General features: G+C 55.3%; 18 protein-coding genes. 12 read left to right on the forward strand and 6 right to left on the reverse strand.

Annotation, left to right across the window (positions count from 1 at the left end):
* Nucleotides 1-92: 92 nt before the first annotated feature.
* The 7 genes from mtlD (at nt 93) to trmL (ending at nt 6,686) form a co-directional block, all read left to right on the forward strand.
* The gene (gene mtlD, locus RTX30_RS12230) at nt 93-1,256 is read left to right on the forward strand and encodes a mannitol-1-phosphate 5-dehydrogenase (RefSeq protein ID WP_312690207.1); all 1,164 of its coding nucleotides are present in this window, start codon (nt 93-95) and stop codon (nt 1,254-1,256) included.
* Complete coding sequence (mtlR, locus tag RTX30_RS12235; protein ID WP_312690209.1) at nt 1,256-1,843, forward strand: mannitol operon repressor MtlR; 588 nt, start codon at nt 1,256-1,258, stop codon at nt 1,841-1,843. The genes mtlD and mtlR overlap by 1 nt, the downstream gene beginning before the upstream one ends.
* Nucleotides 1,844-1,899: 56 nt before the next feature.
* Complete coding sequence (locus RTX30_RS12240) at nt 1,900-2,262, forward strand: YibL family ribosome-associated protein (protein WP_312690111.1); 363 nt, start codon at nt 1,900-1,902, stop codon at nt 2,260-2,262.
* 267 nt (nt 2,263-2,529) lie between these two features.
* A complete protein-coding gene (gene lldP / locus RTX30_RS12245) occupies nt 2,530-4,185 on the forward strand; it encodes an L-lactate permease (RefSeq protein WP_312690113.1) in 1,656 nt (551 codons plus the stop codon).
* The gene (gene lldR / locus RTX30_RS12250; RefSeq protein WP_312690115.1) at nt 4,182-4,958 is read left to right on the forward strand and encodes a transcriptional regulator LldR; all 777 of its coding nucleotides are present in this window, start codon (nt 4,182-4,184) and stop codon (nt 4,956-4,958) included. The genes lldP and lldR overlap by 4 nt, the downstream gene beginning before the upstream one ends.
* Nucleotides 4,955-6,142: an FMN-dependent L-lactate dehydrogenase LldD gene (gene lldD / locus RTX30_RS12255; protein ID WP_312690117.1), complete on the forward strand. Its 1,188-nt coding sequence runs from the start codon at nt 4,955-4,957 to the stop codon at nt 6,140-6,142. Before lldR ends, lldD begins: the two co-directional genes overlap by 4 nt.
* Before the next feature lie 70 nt (nt 6,143-6,212).
* The gene (gene trmL, locus RTX30_RS12260; RefSeq protein ID WP_312690118.1) at nt 6,213-6,686 is read left to right on the forward strand and encodes a tRNA (uridine(34)/cytosine(34)/5-carboxymethylaminomethyluridine(34)-2'-O)-methyltransferase TrmL; all 474 of its coding nucleotides are present in this window, start codon (nt 6,213-6,215) and stop codon (nt 6,684-6,686) included.
* Nucleotides 6,687-6,822: 136 nt separating this feature from the next.
* On the opposite strand, the gene cysE is transcribed toward trmL, so the two are convergent.
* From cysE to RTX30_RS12285, 5 genes are all read right to left on the reverse strand, one after another.
* Nucleotides 6,823-7,644 (reverse strand): serine O-acetyltransferase, encoded by an 822-nt coding sequence (cysE, locus tag RTX30_RS12265; RefSeq protein WP_312690119.1) that lies wholly within the window; start codon nt 7,642-7,644, stop codon nt 6,823-6,825.
* Between the two features lie 139 nt (nt 7,645-7,783).
* The gene (gene gpsA / locus RTX30_RS12270) at nt 7,784-8,803 is read right to left on the reverse strand and encodes an NAD(P)H-dependent glycerol-3-phosphate dehydrogenase (RefSeq protein ID WP_312690121.1); all 1,020 of its coding nucleotides are present in this window, start codon (nt 8,801-8,803) and stop codon (nt 7,784-7,786) included.
* The gene (gene secB, locus RTX30_RS12275; RefSeq protein WP_312690123.1) at nt 8,803-9,270 is read right to left on the reverse strand and encodes a protein-export chaperone SecB; all 468 of its coding nucleotides are present in this window, start codon (nt 9,268-9,270) and stop codon (nt 8,803-8,805) included. Before secB ends, gpsA begins: the two co-directional genes overlap by 1 nt.
* Before the next feature lie 38 nt (nt 9,271-9,308).
* Complete coding sequence (grxC, locus tag RTX30_RS12280) at nt 9,309-9,560, reverse strand: glutaredoxin 3 (protein WP_312690124.1); 252 nt, start codon at nt 9,558-9,560, stop codon at nt 9,309-9,311.
* Nucleotides 9,561-9,607: 47 nt separating this feature from the next.
* Complete coding sequence (locus RTX30_RS12285; RefSeq protein WP_312690125.1) at nt 9,608-10,039, reverse strand: rhodanese-like domain-containing protein; 432 nt, start codon at nt 10,037-10,039, stop codon at nt 9,608-9,610.
* Between the two features lie 248 nt (nt 10,040-10,287).
* On the opposite strand from RTX30_RS12285, the gene gpmM reads away from it, so the two are divergent.
* From gpmM to RTX30_RS12310, 5 genes are all read left to right on the forward strand, one after another.
* Complete coding sequence (gene gpmM, locus RTX30_RS12290; RefSeq protein WP_312690127.1) at nt 10,288-11,835, forward strand: 2,3-bisphosphoglycerate-independent phosphoglycerate mutase; 1,548 nt, start codon at nt 10,288-10,290, stop codon at nt 11,833-11,835.
* 9 nt (nt 11,836-11,844) lie between these two features.
* Entirely contained in the window at nt 11,845-13,110 is a 1,266-nt protein-coding gene (envC, locus tag RTX30_RS12295) for a murein hydrolase activator EnvC (protein WP_312690129.1), read from the forward strand.
* Between the two features lie 3 nt (nt 13,111-13,113).
* Entirely contained in the window at nt 13,114-14,040 is a 927-nt protein-coding gene (locus tag RTX30_RS12300) for a divergent polysaccharide deacetylase family protein (protein ID WP_312690131.1), read from the forward strand.
* Nucleotides 14,041-14,107: 67 nt separating this feature from the next.
* A complete protein-coding gene (locus RTX30_RS12305) occupies nt 14,108-15,337 on the forward strand; it encodes a glycosyltransferase (protein ID WP_312690133.1) in 1,230 nt (409 codons plus the stop codon).
* Nucleotides 15,330-16,250 (forward strand): hypothetical protein, encoded by a 921-nt coding sequence (locus tag RTX30_RS12310; protein WP_312690135.1) that lies wholly within the window; start codon nt 15,330-15,332, stop codon nt 16,248-16,250. Before RTX30_RS12305 ends, RTX30_RS12310 begins: the two co-directional genes overlap by 8 nt.
* 26 nt (nt 16,251-16,276) lie before the next feature.
* Here RTX30_RS12310 and tdh read toward each other — a convergent pair whose 3' ends face one another.
* Nucleotides 16,277-17,305, reverse strand: a complete 1,029-nt coding sequence (gene tdh, locus RTX30_RS12315; RefSeq protein ID WP_312690211.1) for an L-threonine 3-dehydrogenase — start codon at nt 17,303-17,305, stop codon at nt 16,277-16,279.
* Nucleotide 17,306: the final 1 nt, after the last annotated feature.

The following is a 17,306-nucleotide window of genomic DNA, read 5'->3' on the forward strand; positions in this document are numbered from 1 at the left end:
GGGCCGATGCTCTCTCCCCTGCCGGGGAGAGGGCTCGGGTGAGGAGAAATTGACGCGGTTCCTCACCCCAGCCCTCTCGGGTAAAAACATTGATAAAGGTTAATACTATGAAAGCATTACATTTTGGCGCAGGTAATATCGGACGTGGTTTTATCGGCAAATTACTGGCCGACGCGGGGATTGAACTGACATTCGCCGATGTGAATCAGGTGGTTCTCGACGCCCTTAATGCCCGTCATAGCTACCAGGTACATGTGGTGGGTGAAAATGAGCAGGTTGATACCGTTTCCGGGGTTAATGCGGTAAGCAGTATTGGCGACGAGGTGGTGGATTTGATTGCCACTGTTGACCTGGTGACCACCGCAGTGGGGCCTGTCGTGCTGGAGCGCATTGCCCCGGCTATCGCAAAAGGCCTGGCCAAACGCAAAGCTCAGGGGCTTAATGCGCCGCTGAACATTATTGCCTGTGAAAACATGGTGCGCGGCACCACACAGTTGAAAGGCCATGTTATGGCTGCCCTGGACGATGCAGACAAAGCCTGGGTTGAAGAACATGTTGGCTTCGTCGACTCTGCCGTTGACCGTATCGTTCCGCCGTCTGAGTCGGCAACTCACGATCCGCTGGAAGTCACCGTTGAAACCTTCAGCGAATGGATTGTGGATAAAACCCAGTTCAAAGGTACGCTGCCAGACATTCCAGGAATGGAATTAACTGATAACCTGATGGCATTTGTTGAACGTAAGCTCTTCACGCTGAATACCGGGCATGCTATAACCGCGTACCTTGGAAAACAGACCGGCCTTCAAACCATTCGCGACGCCATCCTGGACGCCAACATCCGTGCGGTCGTCAAAGGCGCAATGGAAGAGAGCGGCGCGGTGCTGATCAAGCGTTATGGCTTCGATGCCGATAAGCACGCTGCGTATATTCAGAAAATCCTGGGCCGTTTTGAAAACCCCTATCTGAAAGACGATGTTGAGCGCGTAGGCCGTCAGCCGCTGCGTAAACTGAGCGCTGGCGACCGACTGATTAAACCGTTGCTCGGCACGCTGGAATACAACCTGCCGCATGCCAACCTGGTAAAAGGTATCGCCGCTGCCATGCATTACCGCAGCGAGCAGGATCCGCAGGCGCAGGAGCTGGCCGCGCTTATCGCTGAGAAAGGCCCGCAGGCTGCACTGGCTCAGGTTTCCGGCCTGGAGGTCAACAGCCCGGTCGTTAACGAAGCCGTCAACGCCTATAACGCACAGGCATGATGCCGACTCTGGCGCGGGAGATCCCGCGCCTGTTAACGAAATTGTCAGATATGCAGGCAATAATGGAACAAACGCAGGCTTTCGAAAACCGTGTACTCGAGCGTCTGAATGCGGGCAAAACAGTACGAAGCTTTTTAATCGCTGCCGTTGAGCTACTCAATGAAGCGGTCAATATTCTGGTGCTGCAGGTATTCCGCAAAGACGACTATGCGGTGAAATATGCTGTAGAGCCGCTGCTTGACGGAGATGGACCGCTGGGCAATTTGTCCGTGCGTTTGAAGCTGATTTACGGTCTTGGGGTGATTTCTCGCCCGGAATATGAAGACGCAGAGCTGCTGATGGCGCTGCGCGAAGAGCTGAACCACGACGGCACAGAATACGCCTTCACCGATGATGAGATCCTTGGGCCATTCGGCGAGCTGCACTGTGTTGCCGCCCTGCCGCCAACACCGCTGTTTGATAAAAGCGATCCGAACCTGTTTGCCATGCAAAAACAGCGCTACCAACAAGTGGTGCGATCCACTATGGTGCTGTCGCTCACCGAGCTGATCTCCCGAATCAGTTTAAAAAAGGCATTCCAGAAGTAAACTCCGTTATAAATGCTGTATCCTTATCTTTTATTTCCCCAACAAAACTGAGCCCCATGAAAGAAGTCGAAAAGAACGAAATTAAGCGCCTGAGCGACCGCCTTGACGCGATTCGCCACCAGCAGGCAGCGCTCTCTTTAGTCGAAGCTGCAGATAAATACGCCGAGCTGGAAAAAGAGAAAATCACGCTGGAAGACGAGATCGCCCGTCTGCGCGCGCAGTACATTCAGAAACTGAGTAAAGAAGCGCAGAAACTGATGCAAATGCCGTTCAGCCGCGCCATCACCAAGAAAGAGCAGGCCGATCTCGGCAAACTGAAAAAAAGCGTGCGCGGTCTGGTTGTCGTGCACCCGATGACCGCGCTGGGTCGTGAGATGGGTCTTGATGCCATGACCGGTTTTGCAAAAAGCGAGTTCTGATCCGCGCTTAACAGCCCAGCCTCTCTACGTGAGGGGCACGGGCTGCCCCAATTGGTCCTACCAATCCTCCCTGAAATTTCTCTCTGGTTCACAATTCGACAAAATCTGGTCACAGAACAATTGCCTGTGGGTAACATTTGGATAACCATTCGTTATCACAAACCCTACACAACACCATTGGCAGGACCACTTTTACAAAACATGTGACGCAGAGATAAGCACAGACTTACCGCCCGCCTGTTTTGCTGTGGTTCTCAGGAGACCTGCATGAATCTCTGGCAACAGAATTACGACCCGGCCGGCAATATCTGGCTATCCAGTCTGATCGCATCGCTGCCGATCCTGTTTTTCTTTTTTGCGCTGATAAAGCTCAAGCTGAAAGGCTATCTTGCCGCCAGTTGGACGGTCGCCATTGCGCTGGCCGTGGCACTGCTGTTTTATGATATGCCGCTAAAAAATGCGCTGGCCTCGGTGGTGTATGGCTTCTTCTACGGCCTGTGGCCGATTGCCTGGATCATTATCGCCGCCGTCTTTGTGTATAAGATCTCGGTCAAAACCGGGCAGTTTGACATTATTCGCTCGTCCATCCTGTCCATTACACCCGACCAGCGGTTGCAAATGTTGATTGTTGGTTTCTCTTTCGGCGCGTTTCTGGAAGGGGCTGCCGGGTTCGGCGCACCGGTCGCCATTACCGCGGCACTGCTGGTGGGGTTAGGGTTTAATCCGCTCTATGCCGCAGGCCTGTGCTTAATTGTTAACACCGCGCCAGTGGCCTTCGGCGCTATGGGCATCCCGATTCTGGTTGCCGGGCAGGTAACCGGTCTGGACAGCTTTGAAATCGGCCAGATGGTGGGCCGCCAGTTGCCATTCCTGACCATTATTGTGCTGTTCTGGATCATGGCGATTATGGATGGCTGGCGCGGCGTGAAAGAGACCTGGCCTGCGGTGATCGTGGCCGGTGGTTCGTTTGCGATTGCACAATATCTGAGTTCAAACTTTATTGGCCCGGAACTGCCGGACATCATCTCATCGCTGGTGTCTCTGGTGTGCCTGACTCTGTTCCTTAAACGCTGGAAACCCGTACGTATTTTCCGCTTTGGCGATATGGGAGCCGCCCAGGTCGACCTGGATTTAAAACAAACCCAATACAGCGCCGGTCAGGTGCTGCGCGCCTGGTCCCCGTTCCTGTTTTTAACCGCCACCGTCACGCTGTGGAGCGTTCCGCCATTCAAGGCGCTGTTTGCCCCGGGTGGTGCACTGTATGACTGGGTGTTTACTGTTTCCGTACCGTACCTCGATAAACTGGTAGCCCGCATGCCGCCGGTTGTCAGTGCGGCAACGCCTTACGCGGCGGTGTACAAATTTGACTGGTTCTCTGCCACCGGGACAGCCATTTTGTTTGCCGCCATTCTGTCGATTGTCTGGCTGCGCATGAAACCCAGAGACGCTATCAGCACGTTTAAGAGTACGCTGCGTGATCTGGCCTTGCCGATTTACTCCATCGGCATGGTGCTGGCTTTCGCCTTTATTTCTAACTACTCCGGACTGTCATCAACACTGGCGCTGGCACTTGCCCATACTGGCAGCGCGTTCACCTTCTTTTCGCCGTTCCTTGGCTGGCTGGGTGTCTTTCTTACCGGTTCGGATACCTCGTCGAATGCGCTCTTCGCCGCCTTACAAGCCACCGCAGCCCAACAAATTGGTGTGTCAGATATTTTGATGGTGGCGGCCAATACGACCGGTGGCGTGACCGGCAAAATGATCTCGCCTCAGTCGATTGCTATCGCCTGTGCAGCCGTTGGCCTGGTAGGGAAAGAGTCGGATTTGTTCCGCTTCACTGTTAAGCACAGCCTGATTTTCACCTGCATGGTGGGCCTGATTACCACACTTCAGGCCTATGTATTGACCTGGATGATCCCATGAAAGTTTTACCCAGACGCCTCGCCGATGATGTTGCTGATCGCGTGCGGGCGCTGATTGCCGAACAACGCCTGGAAGCGGGCATGAAATTGCCCGCCGAACGCCAACTGGCCGTGCAACTTGGCGTGTCGCGTAACTCATTGCGTGAAGCCCTGTCACGGCTGGTAAGCGAAGGCGTCTTACTGAGCCGTCGCGGCGGCGGCACCTTTGTTCGCTGGCAACACGATGAATGGTCTGAACAAAACATCGTGCAGCCGCTCAAAACGTTGCTGAATGACGACCCGGATTACAGTTTTGATATTCTGGAAGCGCGCCACGCCATTGAGGCCAGCACCGCCTGGCATGCGGCCATGCGCGCCACCGAGGCCGATAAAGAGAAAATCGTGCTGTGCTTTGAGGCCACGCAATCCGACGACCCGGATCTGGCCTCGCAGGCGGATGTGCGCTTTCACCTTGCCATCGCAGAGGCTTCGCATAATGTCGTGTTGCTGCAAACCATGCGTGGATTCTTCGATCTGCTGCAATCGTCGGTCAAACAGAGCCGCCAGCGTATGTACCTCGTTCCCCCCGTTTTTTCACAACTTACTGAACAGCACCAGGCGGTGATGCAGGCGATTGTTGCCGGCGATGCCGATGGCGCACGTCAGGCCATGATGGCGCATCTCGGCTTTGTGCATACCACCATTCGCCAGTTCGATGAAGATCAGGCTCGCCAGGCACGGATCACCCGCCTGCCTGACGAGCAGCTCATTCACTCCAGGGAGAAAAAAGCATGATTATTTCCGCAGCCAGTGACTACCGGGCAGCCGCCAAACGTATTCTGCCGCCATTCCTTTTCCACTATATTGACGGCGGCGCGTATGCCGAATACACCCTGCGCCGCAATGTTGAGGATCTTTCCCAGGTAGCGCTGCGCCAGCGGGTGCTGAAAAATATGTCCGACCTCAGCCTCGAAACCACGCTGTTTAACGAAAAGCTCTCTATGCCGGTTGCGCTGGCACCGGTCGGGCTGTGCGGCATGTATGCCCGCCGTGGCGAAGTCCAGGCTGCGGGAGCCGCCGATGCGAAAGGCATTCCTTTTACGTTGTCGACCGTCTCCGTCTGCCCGATTGAAGAAGTCGCGCCGACCCTGAAACGTCCCATGTGGTTCCAGTTGTATGTGCTGCGTGACCGCGGCTTCATGCGTAATGCGCTGGAGCGAGCCAAAGCGGCGGGATGCTCTACGCTGGTGTTTACCGTTGATATGCCTACACCGGGCGCGCGCTACCGCGACGCCCACTCCGGGATGAGCGGCCCGAATGCGGCCCTGCGTCGCTACTGGCAGGCAGTTACGCACCCGCAATGGGCATGGGACGTAGGAATGAACGGGCGGCCGCACGATCTGGGCAACATCTCGACTTACCTTGGCAAGCCGACAGGGCTGGAAGACTACATTGGCTGGCTGGCGAAAAACTTCGATCCGTCAATCTCCTGGAAGGACCTGGAGTGGATCCGGGAATTCTGGGACGGTCCGATGGTGATCAAAGGGATCCTGGACGCAGAAGATGCCCGCGATGCAGTGCGCTTTGGTGCAGACGGCATTGTGGTGTCTAACCACGGCGGCCGCCAGCTGGATGGCGTGCTCTCATCTGCCCGTGCGCTGCCGGCGATTGCCGATGCCGTAAAAGGCGATATCGCCATTCTTGCCGACAGCGGTATCCGTAATGGACTTGATGTGGTGCGCATGATTGCGCTCGGCGCAGACTCCGTTCTGCTGGGCCGCGCGTATCTTTACGCGCTGGCAACCCATGGACGTAAAGGCGTGGCCAACCTGCTGGATTTGATCGAAAAAGAAATGAAAGTCGCAATGACGCTGACTGGCGCGCGTTCGATTAGCGAAATCAGCAAGGCATCGCTGGTACAGGAGCTAAGCCAGTTGCCTGCTGCACTGGCGCCGCTGGCACACGGCGATGCAGCCTGAGTAAAAAACCCTCTCCCCGTTCCGGGGAGAGTGCTATCCTCTGCCCCGCGTTTTTACCAGGGGCTGCACAATGTTAAATATCGTTTTATTCGAACCAGAAATCCCGCCCAACACCGGGAATATCATCCGCCTGTGTGCGAATACCGGCTTTAGCCTGCATATTATCGAACCGATGGGGTTTACCTGGGACGATAAACGTCTGCGCCGCGCCGGGCTGGATTACCATGAATTTGCCGCCGTAAAGCGCCACCACGATTATGCCGCTTTCGTTGCTGCCGAACAGCCGCAGCGTCTGTTTGCGCTGACCACCAAAGGGACGCCAGCACACAGTGCGGTGAGTTACGAAGACGGGGATTATTTAATGTTCGGCCCGGAAACACGTGGATTGCCAGCGACCATTCTCGATGCGCTGCCGCCTGAGCAAAAAATCCGTATTCCGATGATGCCGGACAGCCGCAGCATGAACCTGTCTAACGCCGTATCGGTGGTGGTCTATGAGGCCTGGCGCCAGTTAGGTTACCCTGGCGCAGTACTGCGCAGTTGATGCGTTGCCTGCGCAGAGATTTTTTCTGGCGCAGGCAAGTTGAAAGAGACAGCGCGAAAAAACGCAGCGTACTCAACGTGCGTGAAGGCAAAAAGCACTGACCCGGTTCACTCTGGCGAGTAACACCGTCAGAAAATCAGATCCCGTCGCCGTATTCAAACCCGTGGTTAATGCCGTTAAAGTGCTGATCCATATCCATTGAGGGTTTGTCGCTTTCGGGTTTACCCACAATGCGTGCCGGCACGCCTGCAGCGGTAGTGTGCGGCGGAACGGGTTGCAATACCACGGAGCCCGCGCCTATTTTCGCGCCGCGCCCTACTTCAATATTGCCCAGGATCTTCGCGCCTGCGCCAATCATCACGCCTTCGCGGATTTTTGGATGGCGATCGCCCGATGTTTTTCCGGTCCCGCCCAGCGTTACCGATTGCAGAATCGACACATCGTCTTCAATGACCGCCGTTTCCCCTACCACAATGCCGGTTGCGTGATCGAGCATAATGCCGCGACCAATTTTCGCCGCCGGGTGAATGTCCACCTGGAAGCTCACCGACACCTGGTTTTGCAGGAAAATCGCCAGCGCACGACGCCCTTGTAGCCATAGCCAGTGACCAATGCGATAAGCCTGCAGCGCATGAAAACCTTTCAGGTAGAGCAGCGGCGTGGAGTATTTATCCACTGCCGGGTCACGCGTGCGCACAGCCTGAATATCACAGGCCGCAGAGGCAATCATTTCCGGATCGGCTGCGTAGGCCTCTTCCACCACTTCACGAATGGCAATAGCCGGCATGATCGGCGACGCCAGCTTGTTCGCCAGCATATAACTCAGTGCGCTGCCCAGATTTTCATGTTTGAGCAGCGTGGCATGGTAAAAACTGGCCAGCATGGGCTCGCAATCCGCCAGCGCACGGGCTTCGGCTTTGATATTGTTCCAGACCAGATCCAGTTCTTCACACGGCATTGCTTACTCCATGACTCTCTGCGTTTCGGTACATTAAATCCTTCTGGCGCGTGGACGTGGCAAGTCTGAGCAGCCCCGGTAAGTGACCGGGGTGCGCAGACAGCGCCAACAGAGAGACGGCCTGAAGGATGACGTATTGCTAGTGGTTGCTGCGCTCGTCTTTACGGGCACGACCTAACAGGGTCAATGCTGCCTCGCGCGCATTTTTTCCGCAATACAATACCTGATAAATTTCCTCGGTTATTGGCATTTCGACGCCAAACCGGTGCGCCAGCGCGCGCACTTCTTTGGTATTGCGGTAGCCTTCCACCACCTGGCCTATCTTGTCCTGGGCGCTTTGCACATCCATGCCCTGACCAAGCATCATGCCGAAACGGCGATTGCGTGACTGATTATCGGTACATGTCAGCACCAGATCGCCCAACCCCGCCATTCCCATAAAGGTTGCCGGATCGGCGCCCAACGCAGCGCCAAGGCGCGACATTTCGGTCAGGCCACGCGTGATCAGTGCCGTGCGCGCATTTGCGCCAAAACCGATGCCGTCAGACATGCCCGCGCCAATCGCAATGACGTTTTTCACCGCGCCGCCCAGCTGCACGCCAATAAAGTCCGGGTTGCTGTAAACGCGGAAGCTTTTGCCGCAGTGTAGAAGTTGCTGAAGATCCTCTGCGAACTGCGCATCGGTCGAAGCCAGCGAAATCGCCGTTGGCAAGCCAGCCGCCAGTTCTTTGGCGAACGTCGGCCCAGAGATCACCGCCAGCGGAATCTCTTCGCCCAGCGCTTCACGCGCAACATCTTCCAGCAACCGGCCTGTTTCAGCTTCAAGGCCTTTAGTGGCCCAGACAATGCGCGCATCGTGCCGCATCAGCGGTTTAATTTGCGTCAGCACGGTACCAAAAACATGGCTTGGCACCACCACCAGAATATTGCGGCTGGCTGCCAGCGCTTGCGCAAGGTCGCTTTCTAAATGGAGCGTATCGGGAAAAGGCACATCGGGGAGGAACGCGGCGTTACAACGGTCATGTTGCAGGGTCGCGATATGTTTTGGGTCATGGCCCCAGAGCACAACCTGGTGACCATTTCTCGCCAGCGTGATGGCAAGAGCGGTGCCGTAAGAACCGGCACCGATCACAGTCATTGCAGCATTAAGTGCGTTCATCAGGCATCCTGATGTTCTTCGGCACCTTCGCCAGTCTGCTGTTGCAGGTAATTCATGAACAGCGCATCAAAGTTAACCGGCGCGAGGTTCAGTTGCGGGAATGTACCGCGGGACACCAGGCTGGTGATGCATTCACGGGCATACGGGAACAGGATGTTCGGGCAGTATGCGCCAAGGCAATGCGCCATCTGGGTACCTTCGATACCGTCGATAGAGAAGATACCGCCCTGCTGTACTTCACACAGGAAGCCAGTCTCTTCGCCCAGGGAAGCGGTTACGGTTACGCGCAGAACCACTTCATAAACGCCTTCTGCCAGTTGCGTGGAGGCGGTGTCGAGATCCAGTTTCACTTCCGGCTGCCACTCTTTCTGGAAGATGTGTGGCGCATTCGGCGCTTCGAAAGAGATATCTTTCGTATAAATACGCTGAATCTGGAAAGTCATTTCGGTGTTGTTTTGTTCAGACATGAGTGAATAACCCTTAAGTGTTGTAGTGCTTCAAAGCATTAACGCAACAGCGGATCCAGCCCGCCACGCGCATCCAGCGCATATAAATCGTCGCAGCCGCCAATGTGCTGCGCATCAATAAAAATCTGCGGAACCGTTGTACGGCCACTACGTTGAATCATCTCTTCACGTTTTACCGCATCGCCATCAATCGGCAGCTCAGCAAAAGCCACGCCTTTGCTGCTCAACAGCGCTTTTGCACGGTGGCAAAACGGGCAGGTTGCTTTCGTGTAGATTTCAATATTGGCCATCACTTTTCTCCGGGTTTAACCCAGCGGGCGCTTTCCCGCCGGGCAAATTATTTACCGCGAACTAACGGCAGATTCTCTCCGATCCAGCCGGAGATACCATCTTTCAGCACGTAGACTTTTTCAAAGCCCGCGCTGGTCAACGCATTTGCCGGTGCCTGCGCCTGCATACCCGTTCCATCAACCACGATGACAGGCGCGCTTTTGTGTTTCTCAAGCTCACCTACATTATTGGCTTTGATCTCGTTTGGCAGCAAATTCACGGAGCCTGCAATGTGACCTTTACGGAAATCATCACGCTGGCGCAAATCCACCACGATGGCGTCTTCTTTATTGATCAAGCGTGTGGCTTCGCCGCGAGAAATCACTTTCACTTTAGACGCAAGGCCTTTGAAAGTGGTGAACAGCACCGCCCCGAGTAACGCCACCCAAGCGATACACAGTATGGGGTTGCGGCCAATAAATTGCATAATTTCTTGCATCTGGGGTAACGACTCCCGACTAAGTGATTAAAAAAACCAGGACAGGAGTATACCTGCGCAGTGTGGCAAATACAGCCAGCGAGGACGACGGAATGCATTTTCTGCGGAGTGTTACGAAAAAAATGAAGATAAGTGGCGAAAACTCACCGTCGAGCCGCCGCTTTTTTTGATCTTCTGCGGCTATTTGATCGATTCAGCTGTAGTAAAATTACGCAAATTTTTTTGTCTCTGAGCAAGAGGTTGTCGCAATGTCGGTTTCTAAAAAACCTATGGTACTGGTGATCCTGGATGGCTACGGCTACCGTGAAGACCAGCAAGATAACGCCATTTTTAACGCCAAAACCCCGGTAATGGATCAACTGTGGGCAACTCGTCCTCATACCCTGATTGATGCCTCCGGGCTGGAAGTCGGTCTGCCGGATCGTCAGATGGGCAACTCTGAAGTGGGCCATGTCAACCTTGGCGCCGGTCGCATTGTTTACCAGGATCTGACCCGTCTTGACGTGGAAATCAAAGAACGCACCTTCTTCAGCAACCCGGTACTGTCTGGCGCGGTGGACAACGCTGTTGCCGCAGGCAAAGCGGTACACATTATGGGCCTGCTCTCTGCTGGCGGCGTGCACAGCCATGAAGACCACATTATGGCAATGGTAGAGCTGGCTGCTGAACGCGGTGCAGAAAAAATCTACCTGCATGCCTTCCTGGACGGACGTGATACCCCGCCGCGCAGCGCTGAATCTTCACTGAAAAAATTCGAGGATAAATTCGCCGCGCTCGGCAAAGGCCGCGTCGCCTCCATTATTGGTCGCTACTTCGCCATGGACCGCGATAACCGCTGGGATCGTGTTGAGCATGCTTATGATCTGATGACTCAGGCCAAAGGCGAGTTCACCTTCGACAGCGCCGTTGCCGGTTTGCAGGCAGCCTATGCACGTGACGAAAACGATGAGTTCGTTAAAGCCACTGTGATCCGTGCTGCGGGTCAACCAGACGCCGCCATGCAAGACGGCGATGCGCTGATTTTCATGAACTTCCGTGCTGACCGCGCGCGTGAAATCACTCGCGCCTTTGTAAATGCGGACTTCGACGGCTTTGCGCGTAAGAAAGTGGTGAAACTTGCCGATTTCGTCATGCTGACCGAATATGCCGCCGACATCAAAGCCGCCGTTGCCTATCCGCCTGCATCACTGGCAAATACACTGGGTGAATGGATGGCAAAACACCACAAAACCCAGTTGCGTATTTCCGAAACCGAAAAATATGCCCACGTGACCTTCTTCTTTAACGGTGGCGTTGAAGAGCCGTTCCCGGGTGAAGATCGCATTCTGATCAACTCCCCGAAAGTGGCGACTTACGACCTGCAGCCCGAAATGAGCTCTGCAGAATTAACCGAAAAATTGGTCGGCGCGATCACCAGCGGTAAGTACGACACCATCATTTGTAACTACCCGAACGGGGATATGGTCGGTCATACGGGCGTGTTTGACGCCGCTGTTGCCGCTGTTGAAGCGCTGGATCACTGTGTAGCAGAAGTGACCAAAGCGGTGGAAGCCGTTGGCGGCCAGTTGCTGATCACCGCAGACCACGGCAATGCCGAGCAAATGCGTGACCCATCAACCGGCCAGGCGCACACCGCGCATACCAACCTGCCGGTACCGTTGATCTACATTGGCGACAAGGCCGTGAAGGCGATTGCTGGTGGTAAACTTTCCGACATCGCGCCGACAATGTTGACGCTGATGGGCATGGAAATCCCGCAAGAGATGACTGGTAAGCCGCTGTTCATCGTGGAATAATCGCTCCCCATGAGGGGAAAGGCGATTTTTTCTATTACCTGGGGCGGAATTCGGCCCCTGATCTGCGCCAGCGCACTCTGCGCTGGCGCATTGCTGTGCGCCGTATCCGCCCATGCGGACGATCGCGACCAGTTGAAATCCATTCAGGCTGATATCGCCGAAAAAGAACGCGCGGTACGCCAGCAACAGCAACAACGCGCCGGGCTTCTTGCCCAACTCAAGGCGCAAGAACAGGCCATTTCCGCCGCCGCCCGCCAGCTGCATGAAACGCAAACCACCCTCGCCCAACTGAATAAACAGATTGATGAAATGAATGCATCCATCGCCAAACTGGAACGCCAGCGCGCAACGCAGGAACATAACCTTGCGGCCCAACTGGATGCGGCATTTCGCCAGGGTGAGCATACCGGTATTCAACTGATTTTAAGCGGTGAAGAGAGTCAGCGCGGCCAGCGTTTGCAGGCCTACTTTGGTTATCTTAACCAGGCGCGCCAGGAAACAATTGCCCAGTTGAAACAGACGCGGGAAGAGGTTGCCTCGCAGAAAGCCGAACTGGAAGAGAAACAGAGCCAGCAACAGACGCTGTTGTATGAGCAAAAAGCACAGCAGGCGAAGCTGGAGCAGGCACGTAACGAGCGGCAAAAAACCCTGAGCGGACTGGAGTCCTCTATTCAGGCAGGCCAGCAACAGTTGAGCGAACTGCGCGCCAACGAATCACGTTTGCGCGACCGTCTTGCCCGCGCAGAAGCCGCCGCAAAAGCCCGTGCCGAGCGTGAAGCCCGCGAAGCGCAGGCAGTGCGCGATCGGCAGAAAGACGCCAGCCGCAAAGGCACCACCTACAAACCGACAGAGAGCGAACGCTCGCTCATGTCCCGCACCGGCGGGCTGGGTTCGCCCTCCGGTCAGGCTATCTGGCCGGTTCGCGGCCCGTTACTCCATCGTTATGGCGAACAATTGCAGGGTGAGCTACGTTGGAAAGGGATTGTTATCGGTGCGTCTGAAGGCAGCGAAGTCAAAGCTGTCGCCGATGGTCGCGTGATCCTTGCCGACTGGCTGCAAGGTTATGGCCTGGTGGTCGTGGTTGAGCACGGCAAGGGCGACATGAGCCTTTATGGCTACAACCAAAGCGCTCTGGTCAGCGTGGGTACGCAGGTGCGCGCCGGTCAGCCGATAGCACTCGTTGGCAGCAGTGGCGGTCAGGGCCGGCCATCACTCTATTTCGAAATTCGCCGTCAGGGTCAGGCGGTCAATCCACAACCGTGGTTGGGAAGATAAGTTTTGCTTCAATTTCGTCGTATTGTTCTCACGCTGGGTAGCGTGCTGGCTTTTTCCTCGCCGGCGTTTGCCGGAAAACTGGCCATCGTAATCGACGACTTTGGCTACCGTCCGCAGACTGAAAACCAGGTGCTGGCCATGCCGCAGGCGGTTTCCGTCGCGGTGTTACCAAATGCGACACACGCGCGGGAAATGGCCACCAAAGCTCATAACAGCGGCCATGAAGTGCTGATCCATCTGCCGATGGCTCCCCTCAGTAAGCAACCGCTGGAAAAAGACACTCTGCGCCCGGATATGAGCAGCACCGAGATCGAACGCATCATCAGCGATGCCGTCAGCAAAGTGCCTTACGCTGTGGGTCTGAATAATCATATGGGCAGCGCCATGACCTCCAGCCTGTTCGGGATGCAAAAAGTGATGCAGGCGCTGGAACGCTACAATCTCTATTTTCTCGACAGCATGACCATCGGCAACAGCCAGGCGCTGCATGCCGCGGCGGGTACTGGCGTGAAAGTGATCAAACGCAAAGTGTTCCTTGACGATACGCAAAACGAAGCCGACATTCGCCGCCAGTTCGATCGGGCTGTGGAGCTGGCACGCCGTAATGGTTCCGCCATCGCGATTGGCCATCCTCATCCGGCAACCGTGCGTGTCTTGCAACAGGTTATCTACACTCTGCCCGCCGATATTACGCTGGTGCGCCCGAGTAGCCTCCTGAATGAGCCGCAAATCGATAATGCGAGGCCCGGCGGCATCGCCCCGCCACCGCCGCGTAACCCCTTCCGTGGCGTGAAACTGTGCAAAACAAAACAGAAATTGCAGCCTGTTGACGCCACCCGCTTCTTTACGGTACTGGGTGAGAGCATCAGCGAGAGTTCGCTCACCCAATACCTGCATCAGCAATGGCAAGGTTGGGGCAAAAAAGCGTAATTTTTGCAGAATGCGAACCGGGTTCTCTATAATGCGGCCTGGTTTTGCATCGCAAACAGGTTCCGTCATGCCGCAAAGACACAAAATCCTCCTGCTGGATACCGGCAACGAATGGGGGGGTGGCACAAACAGTATGCTCGAGCTGCTGAAGCGGATTGATCGCCAGAAGTTTGATATTACTTGCTGTTTCTACAAGGATTACAGCCGCGCGCAAGGGCAAACGATCGGTCAGGTGCTGAACAGCATCGGCATCCCACTGGTAATTATTCCTCAGCGCAGGCAACCTGCATGGGCAAAACTGACGAAAGAGCTGGGACGCAGCCTGCTGTTTTTCTCACGCAGCGCGCGCAAAGCGTTCGTGCGGCGTATTGACCGCTTGTGGCGAATTTTGCCCAATGCCAGCGCAATAGAAACGCTGTTGAAGAACGGCCATTTCGACACGCTGTACATGAACAATCAGCCCGCCACCAACGAAGAGGGTTACCTCGCGGCCGCCAGGTTGCCAGTTCGCCTGGTGCAACATTGTCGCATTGAACCGGTGCTCACCCCGCCTGTGGTTAACCTGGTTAACCAGCATGTGACGAAGGTGATTGCCGTTTCACACGGCGTTGAACGGGTTTTGCTAAAACACGGTGTCAAACCCGCCCTGTGCACCACGGTCAATAATGCCATTGATATTCATCAACCGCTGCCGGATCGCCAGGCCATGCGTCAACAACTGGGGCTGGATGACGACACTTTCGTGTTCGGCAGTGTTGGCTCGCTGATCCAACGTAAAGCAAATCATCATACGCTCACTGCGTTGAGCCTGTTTCACCAACGCCACCCGCAAGCAAAATGGAAAATGATCCTCGTAGGCGAAGGCGGTGAGCGCAACGCATTGACGCAACAGGCGAAGGCATCAGGCATTGCGGATAAAGTGCTGTTCACCGGTTTTCAGAATACGCCCTTCGATTATCTTTCTACCTTCGATGCGTTTATTCTGGCGTCGCAAAGTGAAGGCCTGCCCCGCGTTGTGCTGGAAGCCATGTTGCTTGGTATTCCGGTTGTTGGCTCAGATGTGACCGGCACCGCCGAGCTGATTGAACACCAGTCCACCGGGTTGCTGTTCCCGTGGAGCGACGTCGGGCAATTGTCTGCTCACCTTGAACAGATCTGGAGCAATGCCGCACTGCGGCAACAACTGGCCGCCCGCGCAAACGAGAAGATACGCAGCACCTACGCAATAGAGCATTACGTGCAGGGTGTCGAAGCGGTGCTGAATCCTGCATATTCACAACGAGACGGACATGTTTAAATTTCTGAACGCGAGATATCGCCATATTACGAGTCGGCATAACCTTCCTTACCGCTCGCTTCCGGCGTCTGATAAGCGCATTGCGGTCGATTCGGTTGTTATTCCCTGCACCGGCGTAGACTTCGTTGAAGAAGCGCTGCTTTCGGCGACCTTTGCCGAACGTTTTGCCGATCGCGTGAGCGAAATCGTGATTGTGACGGACCAACCCGAATCTGCATTTGGTCAACTGCCTGCCAGGACGCGCGTCGTCACGCTGGATTTACCGAAACGCGAAGAAAGCTATCGCTACAAGCAGATCTATTTGAGCAGGCTGATTAAGCTCAACGCGCCGCTACAGGCTCGCGGTGAAGGGGTGCTGATGATCGACTCCGATCTCAACCTGCTAAAAATGCCCGACATCAACATGGCGGATATGCATATCTACTCCAGCTTCCGTCAGGGCAAAATGATTGCCAAGCTGGACGGCGCACCCGCAGAAAACGTACCGGCTTACTATAAAGAGACCGTGCGCCCTTATCTGGTTGATCATGTTAACGGTGCCTTCCTCGCGGCGACCAAAAAGACCTGGCGGCGTATTTGCCCGCTCTGGCTGACTCTTTTTCAGGATACCTGGGAGCTAATGGAAGACAGCCAGCCGCCGACTGACCAGCTGCCGCTGGCTGCATTACTGGATATGCTCGACCTGAAAACGGTAAACCTGGGCGACTGGATGAACTGGCCGGTGTCGAAGAAAATCGGCGGTCAGGAAGCGGTGATCCCCTCGGAGGTGATTGGCGCACACGGCGGCTTCCCCCTTTCGGAATGGCAGAAATATCTGGCATCAACCGATAGCAAGTTGTTGTTTAAAGGGCAGGATTATACGCGCAAAGTGCGCTACCTGACGGACAAAGAGAAACAGCAGCAACAATCATGATAAAGGGGCCAGCGGCCCCTTTTTTCTTACTTATCCCAGCTCAGGATCACCTTACCTGAATGCCCTGAACGCATGGCATCAAAGCCCTGCTGGAAGTCATCAATGCCGAAACGGTGGGTAATAATCGGCGAGAGATCCAGACCAGACTGGATTAATGCAGCCATTTTATACCAGGTTTCAAACATCTCACGGCCATAAATACCTTTTATAAACAGCCCCTTGAAGATGACCTTGGTCCAGTCGATAGACATATCCGACGGCGGGATCCCCAGCATAGCAATACGCCCGCCGTGGTTCATGGTATCGAGCATGGTGCGGAAAGCTGGCGGCGCGCCAGACATCTCCAGCCCGACGTCGAACCCTTCGGTCATGCCCAGCTCTGCCATGACATCGGTCAGGCTCTCTTTGCTAACGTTAACCGCACGGGTAACACCCATTTTCCGTGCCAGATCGAGACGGTATTCGTTCACATCGGTGATCACCACGTGGCGTGCGCCAACATGTTTTGCCACTGCCGCCGCCATAATGCCGATAGGGCCGGCACCGGAAACCAGCACATCCTCACCCACCAGGTCGAAGGAGAGTGCGGTATGCACCGCATTACCGAACGGGTCAAAAATGGAGGCCAGATCGTCGGAGATATTGTCCGGAATTTTAAAAGCGTTGAAAGCCGGGATCACCAGATACTCGGCAAAACAGCCTGGACGGTTAACGCCGACGCCCACCGTATTGCGGCACAAATGGGTGCGGCCAGCCCGGCAGTTACGGCAATGACCGCAGGTAATATGGCCTTCGCCAGACACGCGATCGCCGATCCTGAAGCCTTTGACTTCCTGCCCCATGCCGACCACTTCACCGACGTACTCATGCCCGACCACCATGGGAGCGGGAATGGTTTTCTGCGACCACTCGTCCCAATTGTAGATATGCACATCGGTGCCGCAAATGGCAGTTTTGCGGATTTTAATCAGCAAATCGTTATGACCCACATCCGGTTCCGCGACGTCGGTCATCCAGATGCCTTCTTCCGCTTTCAGTTTGGATAGTGCTTTCATC

Source organism: Kosakonia sp., assembly GCF_032052965.1.
Lineage (GTDB): Bacteria > Pseudomonadota > Gammaproteobacteria > Enterobacterales > Enterobacteriaceae > Kosakonia.